Annotated in this window: 20 protein-coding genes and 1 tRNA gene; 6 read left to right on the forward strand and 15 right to left on the reverse strand. The window is 35.6% G+C overall.

Annotated features, from left to right (window positions below; translation table 11 throughout):
- Positions 1 to 3: 3 nt before the first annotated feature.
- The 6 genes from ACHRVZ_RS05365 to ACHRVZ_RS05390 all read left to right on the forward strand — a co-directional run bounded on the left by ACHRVZ_RS05365 (position 4) and on the right by ACHRVZ_RS05390 (position 5,416).
- A complete protein-coding gene (locus ACHRVZ_RS05365) occupies positions 4 to 696 on the forward strand; it encodes an outer membrane lipoprotein carrier protein LolA (RefSeq protein WP_395421168.1) in 693 nt (230 codons plus the stop codon).
- A gap of 7 nt (positions 697 to 703) precedes the next feature.
- Positions 704 to 2,158 (forward strand): LptF/LptG family permease, encoded by a 1,455-nt coding sequence (locus tag ACHRVZ_RS05370; protein WP_395421169.1) that lies wholly within the window; start codon positions 704 to 706, stop codon positions 2,156 to 2,158.
- Between the two features lie 2 nt (positions 2,159 to 2,160).
- A complete protein-coding gene (gene ribB / locus ACHRVZ_RS05375; protein ID WP_041519135.1) occupies positions 2,161 to 3,294 on the forward strand; it encodes a 3,4-dihydroxy-2-butanone-4-phosphate synthase in 1,134 nt (377 codons plus the stop codon).
- Between the two features lie 3 nt (positions 3,295 to 3,297).
- Positions 3,298 to 3,696, forward strand: a complete 399-nt coding sequence (locus tag ACHRVZ_RS05380) for an acyl-CoA thioesterase (protein ID WP_041519134.1) — start codon at positions 3,298 to 3,300, stop codon at positions 3,694 to 3,696.
- Positions 3,697 to 3,847: 151 nt separating this feature from the next.
- Positions 3,848 to 3,935: transfer RNA gene (locus tag ACHRVZ_RS05385), tRNA-Ser, on the forward strand.
- Between the two features lie 260 nt (positions 3,936 to 4,195).
- On the forward strand, positions 4,196 to 5,416 hold the full coding sequence (locus tag ACHRVZ_RS05390; protein ID WP_395421170.1) for a phage integrase SAM-like domain-containing protein: 1,221 nt from the start codon (positions 4,196 to 4,198) through the stop codon (positions 5,414 to 5,416).
- 119 nt (positions 5,417 to 5,535) lie between these two features.
- Here ACHRVZ_RS05390 and ACHRVZ_RS05395 read toward each other — a convergent pair whose 3' ends face one another.
- From ACHRVZ_RS05395 to ACHRVZ_RS05465, 15 genes are read right to left on the reverse strand one after another with little or no spacing between them, the layout of a single operon-like run.
- Entirely contained in the window at positions 5,536 to 5,826 is a 291-nt protein-coding gene (locus ACHRVZ_RS05395; RefSeq protein WP_089056795.1) for a helix-turn-helix domain-containing protein, read from the reverse strand.
- A gap of 39 nt (positions 5,827 to 5,865) precedes the next feature.
- The gene (locus ACHRVZ_RS05400) at positions 5,866 to 6,303 is read right to left on the reverse strand and encodes a hypothetical protein (RefSeq protein WP_395421171.1); all 438 of its coding nucleotides are present in this window, start codon (positions 6,301 to 6,303) and stop codon (positions 5,866 to 5,868) included.
- 41 nt (positions 6,304 to 6,344) lie between these two features.
- Positions 6,345 to 6,629: a hypothetical protein gene (locus ACHRVZ_RS05405; RefSeq protein ID WP_089056797.1), complete on the reverse strand. Its 285-nt coding sequence runs from the start codon at positions 6,627 to 6,629 to the stop codon at positions 6,345 to 6,347.
- 11 nt (positions 6,630 to 6,640) lie between these two features.
- A complete protein-coding gene (locus ACHRVZ_RS05410) occupies positions 6,641 to 7,699 on the reverse strand; it encodes a hypothetical protein (RefSeq protein ID WP_395421172.1) in 1,059 nt (352 codons plus the stop codon).
- Between the two features lie 6 nt (positions 7,700 to 7,705).
- The gene (locus tag ACHRVZ_RS05415) at positions 7,706 to 8,503 is read right to left on the reverse strand and encodes a hypothetical protein (protein ID WP_395421174.1); all 798 of its coding nucleotides are present in this window, start codon (positions 8,501 to 8,503) and stop codon (positions 7,706 to 7,708) included.
- A gap of 28 nt (positions 8,504 to 8,531) precedes the next feature.
- On the reverse strand, positions 8,532 to 9,386 hold the full coding sequence (gene traN / locus ACHRVZ_RS05420; protein WP_395421175.1) for a conjugative transposon protein TraN: 855 nt from the start codon (positions 9,384 to 9,386) through the stop codon (positions 8,532 to 8,534).
- A gap of 9 nt (positions 9,387 to 9,395) precedes the next feature.
- Positions 9,396 to 10,634 carry a conjugative transposon protein TraM gene (gene traM / locus ACHRVZ_RS05425; RefSeq protein WP_395421176.1) on the reverse strand — a complete coding sequence of 413 codons (1,239 nt, stop codon included), beginning with the start codon at positions 10,632 to 10,634 and terminating at the stop codon, positions 9,396 to 9,398.
- A gap of 49 nt (positions 10,635 to 10,683) precedes the next feature.
- On the reverse strand, positions 10,684 to 11,178 hold the full coding sequence (locus ACHRVZ_RS05430; protein ID WP_395421177.1) for a hypothetical protein: 495 nt from the start codon (positions 11,176 to 11,178) through the stop codon (positions 10,684 to 10,686).
- A 14-nt stretch (positions 11,179 to 11,192) separates the two neighbouring features.
- Entirely contained in the window at positions 11,193 to 11,813 is a 621-nt protein-coding gene (gene traK, locus ACHRVZ_RS05435; RefSeq protein WP_395421178.1) for a conjugative transposon protein TraK, read from the reverse strand.
- Between the two features lie 17 nt (positions 11,814 to 11,830).
- Positions 11,831 to 13,027, reverse strand: coding sequence for a conjugative transposon protein TraJ (gene traJ / locus ACHRVZ_RS05440; protein ID WP_395421179.1), 1,197 nt, complete (start codon positions 13,025 to 13,027; stop codon positions 11,831 to 11,833).
- Positions 13,028 to 13,039: 12 nt separating this feature from the next.
- Positions 13,040 to 13,675 (reverse strand): TerB family tellurite resistance protein, encoded by a 636-nt coding sequence (locus ACHRVZ_RS05445; protein ID WP_395421180.1) that lies wholly within the window; start codon positions 13,673 to 13,675, stop codon positions 13,040 to 13,042.
- Complete coding sequence (locus tag ACHRVZ_RS05450) at positions 13,672 to 14,301, reverse strand: hypothetical protein (protein WP_395421181.1); 630 nt, start codon at positions 14,299 to 14,301, stop codon at positions 13,672 to 13,674. Before ACHRVZ_RS05450 ends, ACHRVZ_RS05445 begins: the two co-directional genes overlap by 4 nt.
- Positions 14,302 to 14,316: 15 nt before the next feature.
- Positions 14,317 to 15,003, reverse strand: a complete 687-nt coding sequence (locus ACHRVZ_RS05455; protein WP_089056807.1) for a conjugal transfer protein TraI — start codon at positions 15,001 to 15,003, stop codon at positions 14,317 to 14,319.
- Positions 15,004 to 15,031: 28 nt separating this feature from the next.
- Positions 15,032 to 17,494, reverse strand: coding sequence for a TraG family conjugative transposon ATPase (locus tag ACHRVZ_RS05460; RefSeq protein ID WP_395421182.1), 2,463 nt, complete (start codon positions 17,492 to 17,494; stop codon positions 15,032 to 15,034).
- Between the two features lie 39 nt (positions 17,495 to 17,533).
- On the reverse strand, positions 17,534 to 17,851 hold the full coding sequence (locus ACHRVZ_RS05465; protein WP_065450749.1) for a DUF4133 domain-containing protein: 318 nt from the start codon (positions 17,849 to 17,851) through the stop codon (positions 17,534 to 17,536).
- Positions 17,852 to 17,855 lie beyond the last annotated feature (4 nt).

Below are 17,855 nucleotides of genomic sequence, written 5' to 3' on the forward strand. Positions count from 1 at the left end.
ATCATGAAAACAAAAATTCAGGAAATCCAAAACAATTCTATTACTAAGATGACTAAAAAGTGCTTGCAAATTGCAGTTTTATTGCTTTTGAGCTTCACTTCTATTCAGGCTCAGGATAAAAAAGCAAAAGATTTATTGAACGAAGTAACTTCTAAAATAAAAAGCTACGACAATATTGTTATTGATTTTAAATATTCTTTAAACAACGCTAAAGAAAATATCAATCAAGACAGTAAAGGAAATGTGACTATGAAAGGCAATCAATACGTATTGAATTTTATGGGAGTTACTAAGATTTTTGATGGTCAAAAAACATACACTATAAACCCGGAAGATGAAGAAGTTACCGTTTCAAAAGTAAACGAGAAAGATGATAATGCTATCACGCCATCAAAAATGCTGACTTTCTTCAATTCAGGCTATAAATACAATATGGATATTGTTCAAAATGTTAAGGGAAGAAAAATTCAGTACATTAAATTAGCTCCTACAAATTCAAAAGATCAAAGAAAAGAGATTCTTTTAGGTATTGATGTTCAAACAAAACACATCTATAATTTGATTGAAACTGGAAAAAATGGAACAAAAACCACTTTAACCGTTAATTCTTTTAAAACCAATCAGCCTTTATCAAAAAATCAATTTACATTTGTAGCGAGCAAATACCCGAAATACTACATCAACAAATTAGATTAATTCAAGGTTGAAAATTTTAGACAAATACTTACTAAAAACATTTCTGATTACGTTTACTACGGTATTCGTAATCCTTTTTTTTATATTCATACTTCAAACCGTTTGGCTTTTTATCTCTGAACTTGCAGGTAAAGACCTTGATTTGATATTGGTTTTAAAATTCCTTCTGTTCTCGATGCCACGAATTATTCCTTTGGTTTTACCACTATCGGTTTTACTGGCATCTATTATGACTTTCGGAAATTTAGCCGAAAACTATGAGTTCGCAGCGATGAAATCATCCGGAATATCACTGCAGAGAGCAATGCGGGTTTTAATTGTCTTTATATTTGTCTTAAGTATTGTAGCCTTTTGGTTTGCCAATAATGTCATTCCATACGCTGAATATAAATTTATTAATTTCCGAAAAAATATCGCTCAAGCAAAACCTGCAATGGCAATTGCAGAGGGTCAATTTAATGATGTTGGCTTTTATAATATTAAAGTCAATAAAAAATCCGGCGAAAACGGAAATAATCTAACCGGTGTTACAATTCACGAAAAGCCTAGTACTAGCGGTGAAAACAAAACTGTTATAAAGGCAAAAAGCGGAAAATTAATGAGTAATGAAAAATCCAGTATTTTAAAATTAGTTTTAAATGACGGATATTACTATCAAGATGTTACGCCAAAAAAATATGAAGATCGCGCTAAATTGCCTTTCATAAAAGGGGCTTTTAAAAAGCAAATCATCAATATTGATTTATCTGAATTAAATAAAGTTGATGAAGATAAAGATAACCCGGGAAGCACCAACGCAATGTTGAATGTCAACGAATTGCGTTACACTTTAGATTCTTTAAACAAAAATCTGGATAATGAGATAATTTCTTTTTCAGAAAACATCAATCAGCGTGTTGGAATTAGGAAATCTCCAGTGCCAATAAAAACAGATAAAAAGAAAAAACCTTTACCTGACAATCTTTTATCCTTATACACAAACAAGCAAAAATCGGAAATTCTAAGAATGGCTAGCAGCAATGTAACCAGCAATATTTATTCGATTGAAACAACTCAAAAAGACTTAAAAGACAAGGAAAGAGAAATAAACAAACATCTAACTGCTTTATATGAGAAGTTTGTTATTGCTTTTGCCTGCTTCTTAATGTTTTTTATTGGAGCTCCGTTAGGCGCTATTATCAGAAAAGGCGGACTTGGTTTACCTATTGTCTTTGCTGTTTTGATTTTCATCACTTTCCATTTCATCAATACTTTTGGAAAAAGACTTTCACAAGAAGGTGGAATCAGTCCGTTTATGGGTTCATGGATGTCTTCTTTTATACTATTGCCCTTAGCAGTCCTACTTACTTATCGCGCTACAAACGATAACGGATTGATCAACTTTGATGCAATTACAACGCCAATACTACAACTATTTCAAAAAATTTCCGAGCGGTTTTTCCCTGCTCAAAATCAAAAATAACTATGTCAACAACAAAAATACAACTGAATACCATTGAAGAAGCTATAGAAGATATTCGTCAAGGTAAAGTAATCATTGTAGTAGATGATGAAGATCGTGAGAATGAAGGTGATTTTTTGGCTGCAGCCGAAAAAGTAACTCCTGAAATGATCAATTTTATGGCGACTCACGGACGCGGTTTAATTTGCGCTCCATTAACAGAAAGTCGTTGCAAAGAATTGGATTTAAGACCAATGGTTACCAACAATACAGATCATATGGAAACTGCGTTTACTGTTTCTGTAGATTTAAAAGGACATGGAGTAACAACGGGAATTTCAGCATCAGACAGATCTAAAACTGTACTTGCATTGACAGATTCAAATATTAAACCACATGAATTAGCAAGACCTGGGCATATTTTTCCCTTGGTTGCCAAACAAGGTGGTGTTTTAAGAAGAACTGGCCATACGGAGGCCGCTATTGATTTTGCAAGATTGGCTGGATTTAAATCAGCTGGGGTTATTTGCGAAATCTTAAACGAGGACGGAACTATGTCACGTTTGCCGGAATTGGTAAAAGTGGCGAAGAAATTTAATTTAAAATTAGTTTCGATCGAAGATTTAGTTGCCTACAGAATGCAACACGATAGTTTGATCGTTAAAAAAGAAGACTTTGATATCGAAACTCGTTTTGGAACTTTCAGATTACGTGCTTACGAACAAACTACAAACAAACAAATTCATATTGCTTTAACTAAAGGAACCTGGAACCTTGGAGAACCAATCTTAACAAGAATCAATTCTTCGCAGGTCAACAATGACTTATTAGGTACTTTAACTAATAATGCAGAGCAACAATTAGACGATATGTTTAAAGTAATTAATGAAAACGGTAAAGGCGCTGTTTTATTCATTAATCAGGATATGACTGCGGTAAATCTATTGAATAGAATTGCTGAACTTAAAACATTGCAGGCTGAAGGTATTATGAAAGCACCAAAAGTAATCATTGATAGTAAAGATTACGGAATTGGAGCTCAAATCTTGCATGATATTGATATTTCTAAAATTAGATTAGTTTCTAATACAGAACAAACAAAACGTGTTGGAATGATTGGATACGGACTTGAAATTACTGAATACGTAAGCTACTAATACATGGGTACACTAGAAGAAAGAATCATAAAATCAGAAACGCATATTTTTAAAGCGGTTTTTCCGAGTACGACAAATCATTATGATACTTTATTTGGAGGTACGGCACTTCATCTTATGGACGAAGTTGCTTTTATTTGCGCCACGAGATTCAGCAGAAAGAAGGTCGTAACGATTTCGACTGGTCAAATTGACTTTAAAAAAGCAATTCCGGCTGGAACTTTAATCGAATTGGTAGCCAAAGTGGTAAGCGTTGGAAGAACAAGTTGTAAAATTCACGTTGATATTTTCATGGAACAAATGTATTCTGAGCTTCGCGAAACCGTAGTTTCAGGAACTTTTTCGTTTGTCGCTGTTGATGAAAACAAAAAACCAGTACCAGTTTTAGACGATTTAGAATAATTTTTTTTCAAATCTCTTTTTCATAAATACTGATAATTAGACACTTGAAAATTATTTAAAAAAAGTCTAAAAAAAAGTCTAAAAAAAGTTTTCAGAACCGAAAAAGCATCTTATATTTGCACTCGCAATCAGCAAATGATCGCAACATACTGGAGAAATGGCAGAGCGGTCGAATGCGGCAGTCTTGAAAACTGTTGACTGTAACAGGTCCGGGGGTTCGAATCCCTCTTTCTCCGCCAGTAGAAGTTTCAAAAGAAACTTTAAAAGTCAAAAGCCTTTAAATACAAGTATTTAAAGGCTTTTTCGTTTTTTGTCACTTGTCAAAAAACACATATATTATCAAAGTACGGTGACCCTATGAGTGACCCCTATTTTTTTTCGCAAAAAAAAGCAAAAAAAGGGTCACTAAAAAAAGTGAATTGCCCGGGAATTCCCTGAAAACACTACAAACTTTCAGCGATTTTAAATCAATTTGATTATTAATTTAAAATTGTGAGTTATGTTAAAAGTAATTTTTTATCTCAAAGCAGGTAAATTCAACAAAAGTGGAGAATCTCCAATTTATGCCCGTATTTCGTACAAGAAACAATCCATAACTATGGCGTCGGGTAAATCGATCTTAAAAGAGAGATGGCAGTTTACTGACAACTTAAGATGTGTTCTCAAGCTTGAAAAAGAAAAAGTAATCAAGAATGCCTTGGATCTTTTTCTTATTGGTATGGAAAAGAAATTCAATGAACTTCTTAAAATCGATCAGGATTTTTCTTTACAATTACTCAAAGATGAATTTAAAGGAGAGACAGTCGTAAAAGAAAATTGTGTAAGCTTAATCGAAATTATGAATAAGCACAATGAGTTCTTTAAAAAAAAGGTCAATGCAGGAGAACGATCGAAAGCATCCTACCAGAAATATGAGCGTGCAAAAGATTTGCTCATCACTTTTATGACAAAACAGTATGGAATACAAGATATTCCTCTGTTTGAAGTAAACAGTGCTTATGTTTACAACCTTGAATCATTTCTTAAATATGACAGCCGTTTTAAAGGCAAAACAGGCATTAAAAATAATTCAGTAGTAAAGTATATGCGAATGTACAAAACAGCCTGTAAATACAGTATCAGAATGGGAATAATAGAAAAAGATCCATTTAATCTATACGATGGTAAACTGCATGTAACCGACGCTGTATTTCTTACACAGGAAGAATTAAACTTAATTGAAAGCAAAAAATTTTCAGCACAACGTCTGGAAAAAGTTAAAGATGTATTTTTATTTAGCTGTTACACAGGCTATGCTCCTGTAGATGCTGCCAATCTTACCTCCAATAATATATCTTCTGATGGAAAGGATAATCTCTGGATCATGACCAATAGAGCAAAAACAACAATTAGAGCAAATGTTCCCATTCTCCCTCCCACTTTGGCAATTATTAACAAATACAGAAATATGCAAATTGGGTTGATCCCAAAGTTATCAAATCAAAAAATGAATGCTTATCTTAAGGAGATTGCTGATTTGTGCGGTATCGATAAACACCTCACTTGGTATGTAGCAAGACATACATTTGCGACAACGGTGACTTTAGGAAATGGGGTAAGAATAGAGAATGTTTCGGCAATGATGGGGCATACTAACATTAAACAGACTCAGCATTATGCTAAGGTACTGGATATAAACATCATGGAGGATATGTCAAAATTAAAACAAAAATATACTTGAATAAGTTTTCAATTTCAAATACTTACAAATCATTAATCAAAGAGGCAGAAGAATTCGCAATTAGAATCCTTCTGCCTTTTATTACATTAGCGGTTAATTTCGGCTCTCAAAAAATAAGATTACGTCTGATTTTCGCTAAGTATTTTTTCTATTTTATTTGATTCGTATAAGTAAATATCGCCTAGCTTAGTATAAGGAAGTATCCCGGTTTGACGGTATTTTATGATGGTATTATTTGACAATCCAAATATTTTCTTTAGATCTTCATTTCTGTAATATCTTAGGCTGTCTTTTGTATTGCTCCCTTTTATCTTAGAATCTATTTTTTCTAGTCTTACATACAAAGGATCTAGCAATTGTTTGATTGCTGTTATGTAAGAAATTTTTGTTTTATTACCTTCTTTAGACATAATCGTTAATTTTTAGTATCGTATTTTAAATAACAAAGATTACCAGCCAATCAGTTTGTGTTTCCGCTTTTCAAGTGTATTAATAATACTCTCAAGAAATTTTATCTGTTTGTCTTTATAAGTAAATCCCTTTGACTCAGAAAACTGCTTGCTTATTGTATCAATAGTAGTTTGATTTCCGGAATCTCCTTTATAAGTAAAATTTTCTTCTACAAAAAGCTGGACTTTACTTCTATTCGACTTTTGATTGTGATCATCAAAAAAGAAAATTTTCTCATCCATAAGAATATAAAAAAGCTGGGCCAAATCACCCTTGCTTAAATAAGTACTGCATTTTTCTTTGGTTAAGTTATACAGAGGTAAGTTCTTTTTTTTAAGATTAGTTTTATTATATTCAAAAAATCTTTCTATTTCTTTCATCTTCTCATACAGTTTTTCAACTGCATCAGGAAGTTCTTCAAAAGTTAACTTTTTCATACTATACTCTTTTTTGCAATTTTATTTCTGTAGCATTACTGCTAAGAATTGAAATAAATCGTACTTCTCTGGTTTCTATTGCGTTTTGGCAGATAATTAATGTAACCATACTCATTTAGTTCACGCATACATTTATGATAGGTAACAGGCCCTGTTATCTTCGCTAACTTCATAATTTCATATCTATAGACCTCAATAGGATTAACAAAACCTCTTTCTACCCGAAATTGAAGCAATGCAGCATATATACCAATATGAGTGATACTAATACGGTAATCTTTTTCTATTGCCGTAAAAAAATCAGATAAAGGTTTTAGTGTTTTCATATTTCAGTTTCTCAGCTTATACGCATGCCATTCTGTTTCGAATGTTTCACCTGCTGGCTCTCATTCGTTTTTTGTATTTGTTTTACAGTTTCCATTGTTTTATTACCCAATGCTGTTGATAGCGTAATTTTTCTGGAATGCTCATCATAAATGTTTACCGATTTAAACTGAGGATTTGCTTCAATATAAAATCGATGTTCATTTCCATTTTTAATCAAGGTTACAGGCAGCCGATTTCCTTGTTTTAAATCATTCTTTAGTTTATCGGCTTGAGTTTTATTTGATAATTCCTTTAAAGGAAGTTGTTGTACGGCTTTTACAAGATCATAACCGTATCCGGAATGAAATTCTTTGATTCTATGATTTCCACTAGCATCTTTGTCGTTAAGATCTAGTTGTATCCAAGTTTTTTCCTTTTGAACCGCTCGCCCTGCCAACAAATTATAAGCCTGTGTTGTGTCAACAGAATTTTCTTGCTCAACTTTGAAGTACTGATTCCTGTTTTCTTCAGGTTTTAACTCATTATTTAGACTAGCTTTATAACCTTCAAATTGATACTTTCCACTTTGGTCTTTAACAAAAGACAACTCATGATCCAGTCGTTCTTTTTCGTTGACGTAATAGGAAACCGGAATAGTAAATTGCTCGTGACCTTGTTTGATTTGCTCATCAATTTGATTTGACAAATCTTTAAAACCAATACGCTGCACCTGATCGCACAGCGCTTGGTTATTCTTCTGCTCTTCTTTTACATCCTTACGCACTGCAATTTGATCTATAAGCGGTGCGACAACTAGTTTACGAATGAGTCTTACCAATAAATTAGGATAAAGCTGTTTTAGAATCTTGTCCTTTTCCTGCTTGAGCATCTGCAAAGCAAAACGTTCCTCAATATTTTTGCTGCCCTTATACTTTGTTCCAATTCGCTCGTAATGATGCAGCTTTTCTTTGATCAGTGACCTATTATTGGAAAGACTAAAATTAAACAGTTTACTAAAACGCTCTTCCCTGGAGCGCCACTGGTTCAATTCCATCTCTACTCTGTTTATGGGAAGTTGTTCGTTCATCATTATTGATTACATGGATTGACTTTTCTTTTTCTTCTTAGCTTCCTTTGGCACTTCTGGTCCATCATCATCAGTAGTTTGGTTTTGCTTTTTACTGCCCTGTTTTTCGGAAGTTTGCTGGCTTTCGGATTGCTTTTCTTCTTTAGACTTACGATTATCAATGCGCTGCAAATTGCTGTCATATACATTAATTGTCTTGAATTGTGGGCTGGCTTCAATATACTGCTTAATCTCATTTCCTTCTTTTTGGAAAGTAGCGGATTGCAGGTTTCCCTTTTTCAAAGAATTGATCAGGTCTTCTTTATATTTTGGGGTTTCCAGTTCTTTAATCGGATGTTTGGAGAGTGTTGCTTCTAAATCATAGCCGTAATTCTGATGGTAATGGTTTAGTTTAAAGTTTCCATTAGATTCGGACTGTTTAAAATCGATTTGAAGCCAAACGTTGTAAATTTCTCCCTCCTTGTTGGTAAGATCTTTGTTTACTGATCTGCCTTCCATAAGATTGTAAGCTTCTTTCATGGTGATGTTGCTGCCTTTATTGATATAAAAGGTTTGCTCCAAATTTTCTTTGGAATTCTCTTTTTGCAATTCCACTTTATAAGAATTAAAGAAATACATATCGCTTTCTTTTGACTTATTGAAATTTAATGTAGCTGCAGGAGTATCATTACCATATTGCGTATTATGTGTCAAAGTGAAATTAGGTTCTTCTTTCTGCATTTTTTCTTTTAATTCAGATTCTAATGCATCTCCAAAACCAGTGTACTTTAACTGGTCGCGTAAGTATTCAAAATTTTTCTCGTTCATGATTTCAATTTTTTAATTATTAAATAGTTTATAGTTTGGGAAGTATAGTCACCTGTACCAGTTTTGTATTCTTGACATGTTCTTCTAAATGTCTGCCGCCATTTTTCTCCATGAGTTGTATGGCTAAATATTTTTTTTCCGGAATTGTAAATTTTGGCAGCGCAAACACAAAGATGTTTTCTGTTTCAGCTTGAATTTTATCAATATCATTCAGTATATAAACTGGTGTAATTTCGATTTCCTGTGAAGCAGTACGTTTTATTTTTTTAGTGTCGCGAATAAAAAAGCGAAGCTGGTCGATCTCATAATTGATTTTAGAATTGTTGGTTACTTTTATCCTGTAATACATTACTTCGTCACGAATAAAAATTCCATTGAGCCTAAAATCAATATCATAGTTACTTTTCCTTTGACCTCGCAGCTTATTTTTGTCGTATAGCGCTAATTTTGAATATTCCTCAATATCCTGATCATTAATAATTTCATCTGAAAAATAAATTTCCTGTCCATCTGGCTTAGTTTTATTCAGCGTAAGATTCAGCTGCGGGAAATCTTCATTATAGTCCAGCACGAAAGAGTAGAGTTTACCATCTGCAGTCACGACCGTAAGATTGGTCTGAAAAAATCCTTTTTGGGCAGCCTTAACCTGAAGGATGTTTTCAAGACCTTTAGCCTTTTGAACCAATATGTCGGGGCTTCCCTTGTCGACACTTTTTATGGCAAAAGGAAATACAAGATTGGTCGTTTTTGAATAGGCTATCATTAAGGAGTCCGATTCCGTTTTATATAAACGGTTTTTACCTGTTTGCTGTGCCAATACACCGATGGTCATAAATAATAAATGGCCCATCAACAATAGTTTAAAATTTTTCATCTGTATCATTTTTAGTTTTTAATTGGAATCTTTTTGTTTCTGTTTTTCATCATGCAACAGTACCTTATAACCTGCTTTTACAACTACTTTAACCAGTTTTACTTTTTTGCTTAGCAGACTTTTAGCCGCTTCAATTCCTGCACCCGCTGCCTGGGCTCCCCAAGAATCGTCTAATGATGCAACTCCCAAAGTTTGCATGGAGCGATCAGCCGAGGCTTTGGCAACATCACGATTAATGGCTCCCGGGATATATATACCAACAAGTCCATCCATATCATAAACCGACAAGTCTACTGGGAATAGGGAGTTGTTGTATCTGATACTAGTAATATTGATAGTTAATCGTTCTCCTTTTAAGGAAGCTGTTCCAAACAAAAAATTGTCTTTTGGAATTTTAATGCCATTTATAAATATGTCATTCATGAGTCTGAACTTAACTGTGGAGCCATTTACAATTGTTTGTGTTTCATGAATAATGGCTTCTACAGCATTCTGCATTAAATCATCATTTTCGAGTTCGTCTAAAGAGTAAAAACCATTCTGTTTGTACTCAGAACTGTTCAATGTTTTGTTTTGTAAAGAAGAAACAGGATCTTCATACTCCTTGGTTGAAATAGTAAAGACTTGTCCACGCTGAGCCTCGGACGCTTTTTTCAATTTTTCCTGTACCCTGTTGGGATGTTGGATATCCAAAATACTCTCCAGCATTCCACCGAGTTGCTGCAGTTCCGGATCCTGACTTTCCTGCTCTTCATTCATGGATTGCATCATTTGTTCCAGCCTGTCCACATCATTGGAATGCATTGCCGTTTCATTCGATTTTGCAATTTTTACATAATCTTTATTTTGCTCCGGAACTGCTACTGGTGTATTGATTGCTTTTTGCAATGCTTCCAATTTTTGATGTACTTTTTCTTCGTTCGGATCGCGATAAACGGATTTATTTAAACCATGTCGCTCTTTTCTCTGAGTAACAGCACTGCTGTCTTCGGTTGAATCAATCTGAAAAGACTGGCTCAAATAGTTGGGATCTCTTTTAATAAGTTCATCAAGCTTTGCTGAATCAAGAGCAGCCAGATCATAGTAATTCATTTTATCGAGCGGAAGTCCTTCTTTCAGGTTCGCATTGGGAAGTTTTAGATTAAAACCTTTTTGCTGTGGTGCTGCTGAGTTGGCAGCATCCATTTTTCCACCTCCCAATACCCAAAATAGGGCAGTTAGAAATGGCAACGCCAATATTGGCAGTACCAAGAGCATCTTACGATGTTTTAAGGCCTTTAATGATTTTGTGTTTTGTTCCATGATATTAATTTTTAAGATGTGAGTAATAATAATTCTCTATTATTGTTAAACTGTCCAGAAGTCCGGGACGATTTAATACAATGCTGTCATGCGTTTTTTTTCCTGTCGGACTGCGACCCAGACTATCCATATACCTCCGAAAACTTGTGATTTTTTCAAATTCAGTTTCGCTAATAATTGTATTGAGTTCAAGAGGCTTTTCTTTTGTGGGTACCAGATTGGTTGGTTTGGTAATCGGGGTTACTGTTATATTCCTATTTTTATTACCTGAAAAACTATTAACGATCAGGTATATACTGCAGCCAGTTGTAAATACAGTAAAACACAACAGAATCACAATCCAGTTAAGACGTGTAAAATGAGCTGTTTTGCGTTCCAGCCAATTGGCGCATTTATACTGCAATCGCAGATTAGCCTGATCAAATTTTTTCCATAGATTATTTTTAGCAGTTGCAAGAGCATCGCTTTTTTTGCTATTTCGTTTAGAAGTGAATTTCATGATGTGCAGCTTTATTATTTTCTGTTTTCGGTACTTATGTCCCGATTCTCAATAGTATTCCAACGCTCGATTAAAAAGCCATGGGGATTGTTGTCACTTCTCGATACATTACGAAGGTTGCCTTCCGTTATAAGGTTTCGATGGGCAATACTCGTGGTACGGATGATATTTTGAGTAGCATAACATCGGAATCCATACGGATAGTTGTTAAGGTCAATACTCACACTGTCAATCTGTATCGTCTGGCTGACGTTCCCTGATATAATACCGGAGTAATAACCGTTTTCCTTTAAATCATCATAGACTCGTTTTGCACTGTCATCCGCCAGATAAAGAGCCTTTGTTACATTGCTTTTAATGACTTTATCATCAGGGTCAAGTGTAAAAAACAGCTTATGAAACGTTTTTACATGATCCCTTGCCTCTACAGGTATATTGTCTTTTCGGTCTGAAGCATAGGCTTCAAGTGCTTTTCCATTAGCCAGTATATAAACCTTGTTTTGCATTTGAGATACCAGCGAGAAACTCTTATAAAGCGCAAAGCAGCTAATTAAAATACATCCCGTAATGACCAGCAGGGTAAAACCGCGGACATGCCGAAAGGCAGTGTCAATATTTTTCATTTTGCTAAACATAAACTTGGAATTTAGGGTTAAGATTTACCTTTTAATTTTTCAGCCATATAATTGTCCTTGTCCTTGAAGTAAGGCGCAGAATTACCGGAATCAGACATGCTTTGGTACATACGACCGGCAGCATTCCCCATAGCATCCGCTACCATTGTAGTTCCTTGAGATGTAGTATTGACAAGGGAAGTTGTTGAATTACTAAACATACTGGTTACTTTTTGTCCGAGTGCACCGCCACCTCCGGCATGAACAATGTAATTAGCAACAGAAGGGACAGTGAAATAGCCTATAATCCCAATAATCATAAAGACCAGATAGGCAACATCAGTTCTGCTAAAGAAAGTATCTCCATATTCTCCTGCTTGCGCAATATCAATTTTGAGCATATTTTCCTGAATTTTTCCGATGATGCTTCCAAATATGTTAGCCACGGGAAGCCACAGATAGATATTGATGTAACGTGCCAGCCAGACGGTAAGGGTGTGTTGAAAACCATCGAAGACCGAAATGCCAAAAACGATTGGACCTAAAATAGAAAGTACGACCAATTGAAAAGTCCGAAGTGTGTCGATGCACAGGGAAGCCGCTTCAAATAATACACGCAGTACCTCGCTCATCCATTCTTTTACTGAATTTCGGAAATTATAAGAAGCTTTGCTCATGGCAAATTTGATGTCATTTCCAATACCATCCAGCATTCCCTGCCCACTAGGATCTGCATCATCATGTGTGTATCGGTACCATTTATCCTGATCGCCGCTTCCTGTTGAACCCACATACATTTTCCAGGGATCTGTTTCTTTGAGTGCTTCTTCCTTTTCTTTAAGCAGTCTTTCAATCGCTTTATTCGATCCTTCCACCATTGCAGCAGTTGCTGTAACAGTAGGTTTCATGACACCATTAATCATATAGAGGACAGAGGGAAAAATCATAATGCAAAATCCGATAACAAACGGACGAAATAGTGGATAAAAATCTATAGGTTCAGCACTGGCAATATGTCGCCAGACTCTTGAGGCGATATACCACATAGCTGCAAAACCGGCAAGTCCTTGTCCGACGCCAATTAGGTTACTGCATAAAGGCATCATTTCATCATACAGTTGTTCCAGTACACTATGCAGGCCGTTCATGTCGTCTGCAATTCCTTGTGCCTGGATCGTAAATGGCAATATCATTGCAGGAAGAACAATTATTATTTGCTTATTTATCTTTATCATAACAGTGGATATTTAGTTATTTAACTTATAAATACTGCGCATTGCGCGGGTATCATTTCGCTCTTTTGCACGCTGTAAAATCAGTACAGTCGTATTATTGTTGAAGTTTCTCAAAAACAAAAGTTTGTCCTGCATATCTGCATATATTTTGTCAATAGCGGCCAGCCTTTCATCATCAGACATTCGCATTTTATTTGCGGTAATCACAGAGGTCAGTTCATCAAGATTTCTAAGACTTTGCTTAAAAAGATTATTGTATACCCTTTCGAAATAGGCAATTTCTTCAGCATTAAAATTTTTACTGTCCCTAAAGCGGCTAAAAGCGGACTTGTATTCTTTTACCAGCAGCACCTGATAATTCACAATGTCACCAATACGCCTGTAATTCTTAACTGTGGGGCTAACCTGCATGAGCGCATCAAGAAATGTTTCATGAAGGTTGAAATTTCCTTCAGACAAATCTTTTACCGTATTATAACCTCCACTTAGTATTTCATAGCCCCTTTTCATATCCTTTAAAATCTGTTTGAACTGGGCTAACTTCTCTATGTTCAAAATCAATTGCTGGATTTCCTGTTTTTGAGCGGTTATCTGGGATGGAAATAGCAATCCGGTAAACACAATTCCTATAATCAATAATTTTTTCATGGCAAATCAGTATTAATGCCGTTTACGACACGGCTGTTTTTTGCTTCTTTCAATTCGGTTGCTTTTGATACAGCCAGGATTTTAGTTTCATTACTGAAGCTCTCAGAGAAAGTATAGTTATCCAGCATATTCTGGTAAATTATATCAATGCGTTTCATTCGCTCGTCATCTTTCATCTCTAACTTTCCGTCCGTAACGATTGTTAGAAGCTCATCCAGATTGGTATCACAATTTTTGATTAACCTTTCAAAGACCCTTCTGATATAATCGACTTCATCTCCATGAAACAAATCATCCTGCCGGATTTGCTGATGTAATGTCTTGTAGCTTTTCATGATTTTTGTCTGGAGCCCTATAATTTCCGTTACCCTGGCATACTTTTTTATTTTGGGATTGACTGTCTTAAGAGAATTCAGATAATCGGTATGAAGATTAAATTCTCCACGTTTGAAATCTCCTATGGTATTGAGTCCTTTTTTGACTGCCGAATAGCCTTTTTGAGCATATCCGATATAGACTTGCAGGGCTGCTATTTGCTCTAAAAGCATCCTTTGCTGTTTGGCCTGTGCATGAAGATTCCCTGTGGCCAGTGCAGTAAAAAGCACTACTAAAAATATCTTTTTCATGATTTTATTACTTGTTTACGGAATTCCGTAAAATTGTTTAACGGATTTGACATCATGCTCTGTTTTGGCTCTTTGAAGGCTCAGTAGTATATTCTGTCTGTTGAAGAGCGTCAGGTCATCATAATTAGCATCAATCTGATCTGCAGCAGCATTTATAATCTCTAGTCTTTTGGCATCACTCATCTGTGTGGTAAAAGAATCCAATACAAGGAAAATCTGATCGATGTTTTTCAGGCTTTCATCGAGTATTCCGGAATACACACTTTGCATATAATCGAGTTCGCTGGAATTAAAATGAGCATCTTTTTGAAACAGGTTCCATGCTCTTTCGTATTCATCTACCAAACGAACCTGCTTTTCACTGATATCTTTGATACGCTGGTAATAGGTAATAATGGATTTAACTTTTGCCAGTTCCTCGTAATAATTCTTATAGAGTTCTTTTTGTTTCTCAGTCCAATCGGAAATCTCATCCAACTTTAGTTTGGAGAGGATATTTTCTATTTTTTTCTGCGCATTCTGCAGCCAGATCGTTTTGTTCTGCAGTTTTTGGATCCTTAGGTCAATAGCCTTAATTACCTTTTTGGCAACCGCTTTTACGATTTCTAAAATCGGTATTGCTGCAACCGTTGCCGGTCTTGCCGGAGTGCTGATCAGTAAAAAGCACAACAGGCAAATCATGATTTTCTTTTTTGTTTTCATAAGTATTGTTGTTTAGTTTTTATATTTTTTATGCTCTTAAGTCATTAGCAAGTGCCGCAATGCCTTTTCTGATGTCTCCATCAAATTTCTTAGCATACGCCTGTACTTTTACTTTTTCAGTTTCTTCAGTTGTGTAGGCATAATACTCCTCAAGGGATACCTCGGTGCGGTATACTTTAGACTGCATACCTCCAAGGGAGATAAACACTTCTTTGTATTTCTTATCAGGATCATTGGCTTTGTTTACCGATAGTACGAGTGCCTTTTCTTTTTCGGTAAGCCCAAGCAGTTCCTGAATCTGTTCGAACTTATTTTGATACTTACTTTGGTCCAGTAGTATTTTGCAGTCACTGTTATTGATAATAGCCTGTTTAACGACCGGAGAGGATATAATATCTTCTACTTCCTGAGTCACTACAATGGCTTCCCCAAAGAATTTACGAACAGTCTTGAATAAATACCGAATATATTCTGCCATTCCTTCCTTGGCAATAGCTTTCCAGGCTTCTTCAATCAGGATCATTTTTCGGACTCCTTTAAGCTTGCGCATTTTACTGATAAAGACTTCCATTATAATGATGGTCACTACTGGAAAGAGTATCGGATGGTCTTTGATATTATCGAGTTCAAAAACAATAAAACGTTCTTTTAACAGATCCAGATTCTCGGTAGCATTGAGCAAGTAATCAAATTCTCCTCCCTTGTAGTAAGGACGCAGTACGTACAGAAAATTGTTTACATCAAAATCCTTTTCCTTTACCTTGTCACCCTCTAATATGGATACAAACTCATTTTTTAGAAATTCATAAAAACTGTCAAAGCAAGGAAACAAATCAGAATTGCTATCTAACTTTTCATAATACAATTGAAGTGCGTTGGACAGTGCTACATATTCACTTCTATTGAATGTTTCATTGTCTTTTTTCCAAAGTGCCAATAAGAGTGTTTTAATACTTTCTTTTTTCTCGGTATCAAGCAAGTCGCCTTCACTGATATAAAATGGATTAAACCTAATAGGGTTCTTTTCATCATAGGTAAAGTAGTAGCCCTTTACCATATCACACAATCCTTTGTAGCTGTGTCCAACATCAACAAGTACAACATGGGTTCCCTGCTCATAGTAACTTCTAACCATATGGTTGGTAAAAAACGACTTTCCGCTTCCAGATGGCCCCAGTATGAATTTGTTCCTATTGGTACAAATACCCATCTTAACAGGCTCATCACTAATGTCAACATGAACCGGTTTTCCTGTCAAACGGTCTCCTAAGCGAATTCCATTTGGACTAAGGGAAGAACGATAACCGGTTTCCAGATTCAGGAAGCATGTCGCTTGTTCTGTGAACGTATCGAAGGTGTCATTCATTGGGAAATCTGCGGAATTCCCGGGAATTCCTGCCCAAAAGATTTGTGCTGCGCCTACTGTTTCCTGTTTTGCAGCGGCATCCATCTGAGCTAGTGCTGAAGAAACTTTGTTTTTTAAATCTTTGAGTTCTTCTTTATTCTCCGTCCAGATCAGTACATTAAAATGTGCCTTTACAGGCAGTCGCTGCTGGCTGATAGCCTCATTAAGAAAATCATTGGTAGCATCACGGGCAATCAGGTTCTCCCTGCTGTAGGCTGATAAAGATTGTAATCGCAGTCTTTTACTTTCGAGTTTTTGCAGTGTTTTCTGGAAATCCTCTATGAAAATATATTGATTGTAAATATGGTTGCAGGAAAGTAATTGCCCCAGAGTCGAAGCAAATCCAATACTGAACTTGGTTTTGTCGGTTGAATATCTATCGTAGTTAATTCGGGAACCACATAATGCCGGTAGATCAGCTGCATCCCCCAAAGTATAAATCTGGCAGTGTTTGTCTCCTACCTGCAGGCCATCATCAAAAGCAATGTCTTTAAAAACAAATGAGTTTTGTTTTTCAGACAAAAAACAATATTGTTCAATGATACCGATTTTTCTGCTGTGGCTTTTAAGTTCATCATTACCAAGGCGGGTCAATTTGACAAAACCACTGTCTTCCAGTATGCGTCTGAATTGTCCGGTACTGTCAATAAATTCTTGGCGCAACTGTGCTTTTAATGTTTCTTCAGGAACAATAGAAGCTCTCAATAAATTTGAAAATAGGGAACTTGACGTTTTTCTTCCTACCGGTTTTTTGGTTAAAAAAATGTAACAGGAATGATCCAGAAAGGGACGTTCGTTAAAAAAGCGTTCACTGCTTCGGGTAAGAAAACTGGAGTCTTCGCTTGTAAAATCGGGCTCAAACTTGCTGTCTATAAACCAGTCCTGTTTATGGAATACACTAAATTTCGGAAGCAGCTTTATTGCTTTAAGCCACGCCTGATGAAATGCTTCGTATTCCTGATCCGACAAGGTAAATATTTCGGGCAGTTCTGCTTTAAACACTACTGTCACATCGCCTTGTTTGGACAGGATGCAATCGTGCTCTACATCCATAATTGGTAAAATATCATCTATCATCTTTTCCATCATCCTTTTTTTTACCGCTCAGCTAATGCTGAGCAAATTCTATTTCTTCATCATAAATATTTTTCTGCTTTGCGATTTCACAGCTTTTGGAATCTGTCGTTTCGCTAAAGCTTTCATCATTCCATATTGACCGTATTGATGGCTCATTTTATATATTTTCAAAACCCACAATGTTCCTGAAATACCAATAATTCCGATACAGATTAAAGAGGGTAATCCGGCTATGTACATAATTGCAAACAGTATCATAAGCACAATTACGCCACCACCCAAATACCAGATGTATTGTGCCTTTAAACCTTTGAACTCGATGCTCTGGTTAATTCCTTTGTTGATTTGATACACACTGTTTGACATGGTA

Source organism: Flavobacterium sp. FlaQc-57 (genome assembly GCF_044007395.1).
Taxonomy (GTDB): domain Bacteria; phylum Bacteroidota; class Bacteroidia; order Flavobacteriales; family Flavobacteriaceae; genus Flavobacterium.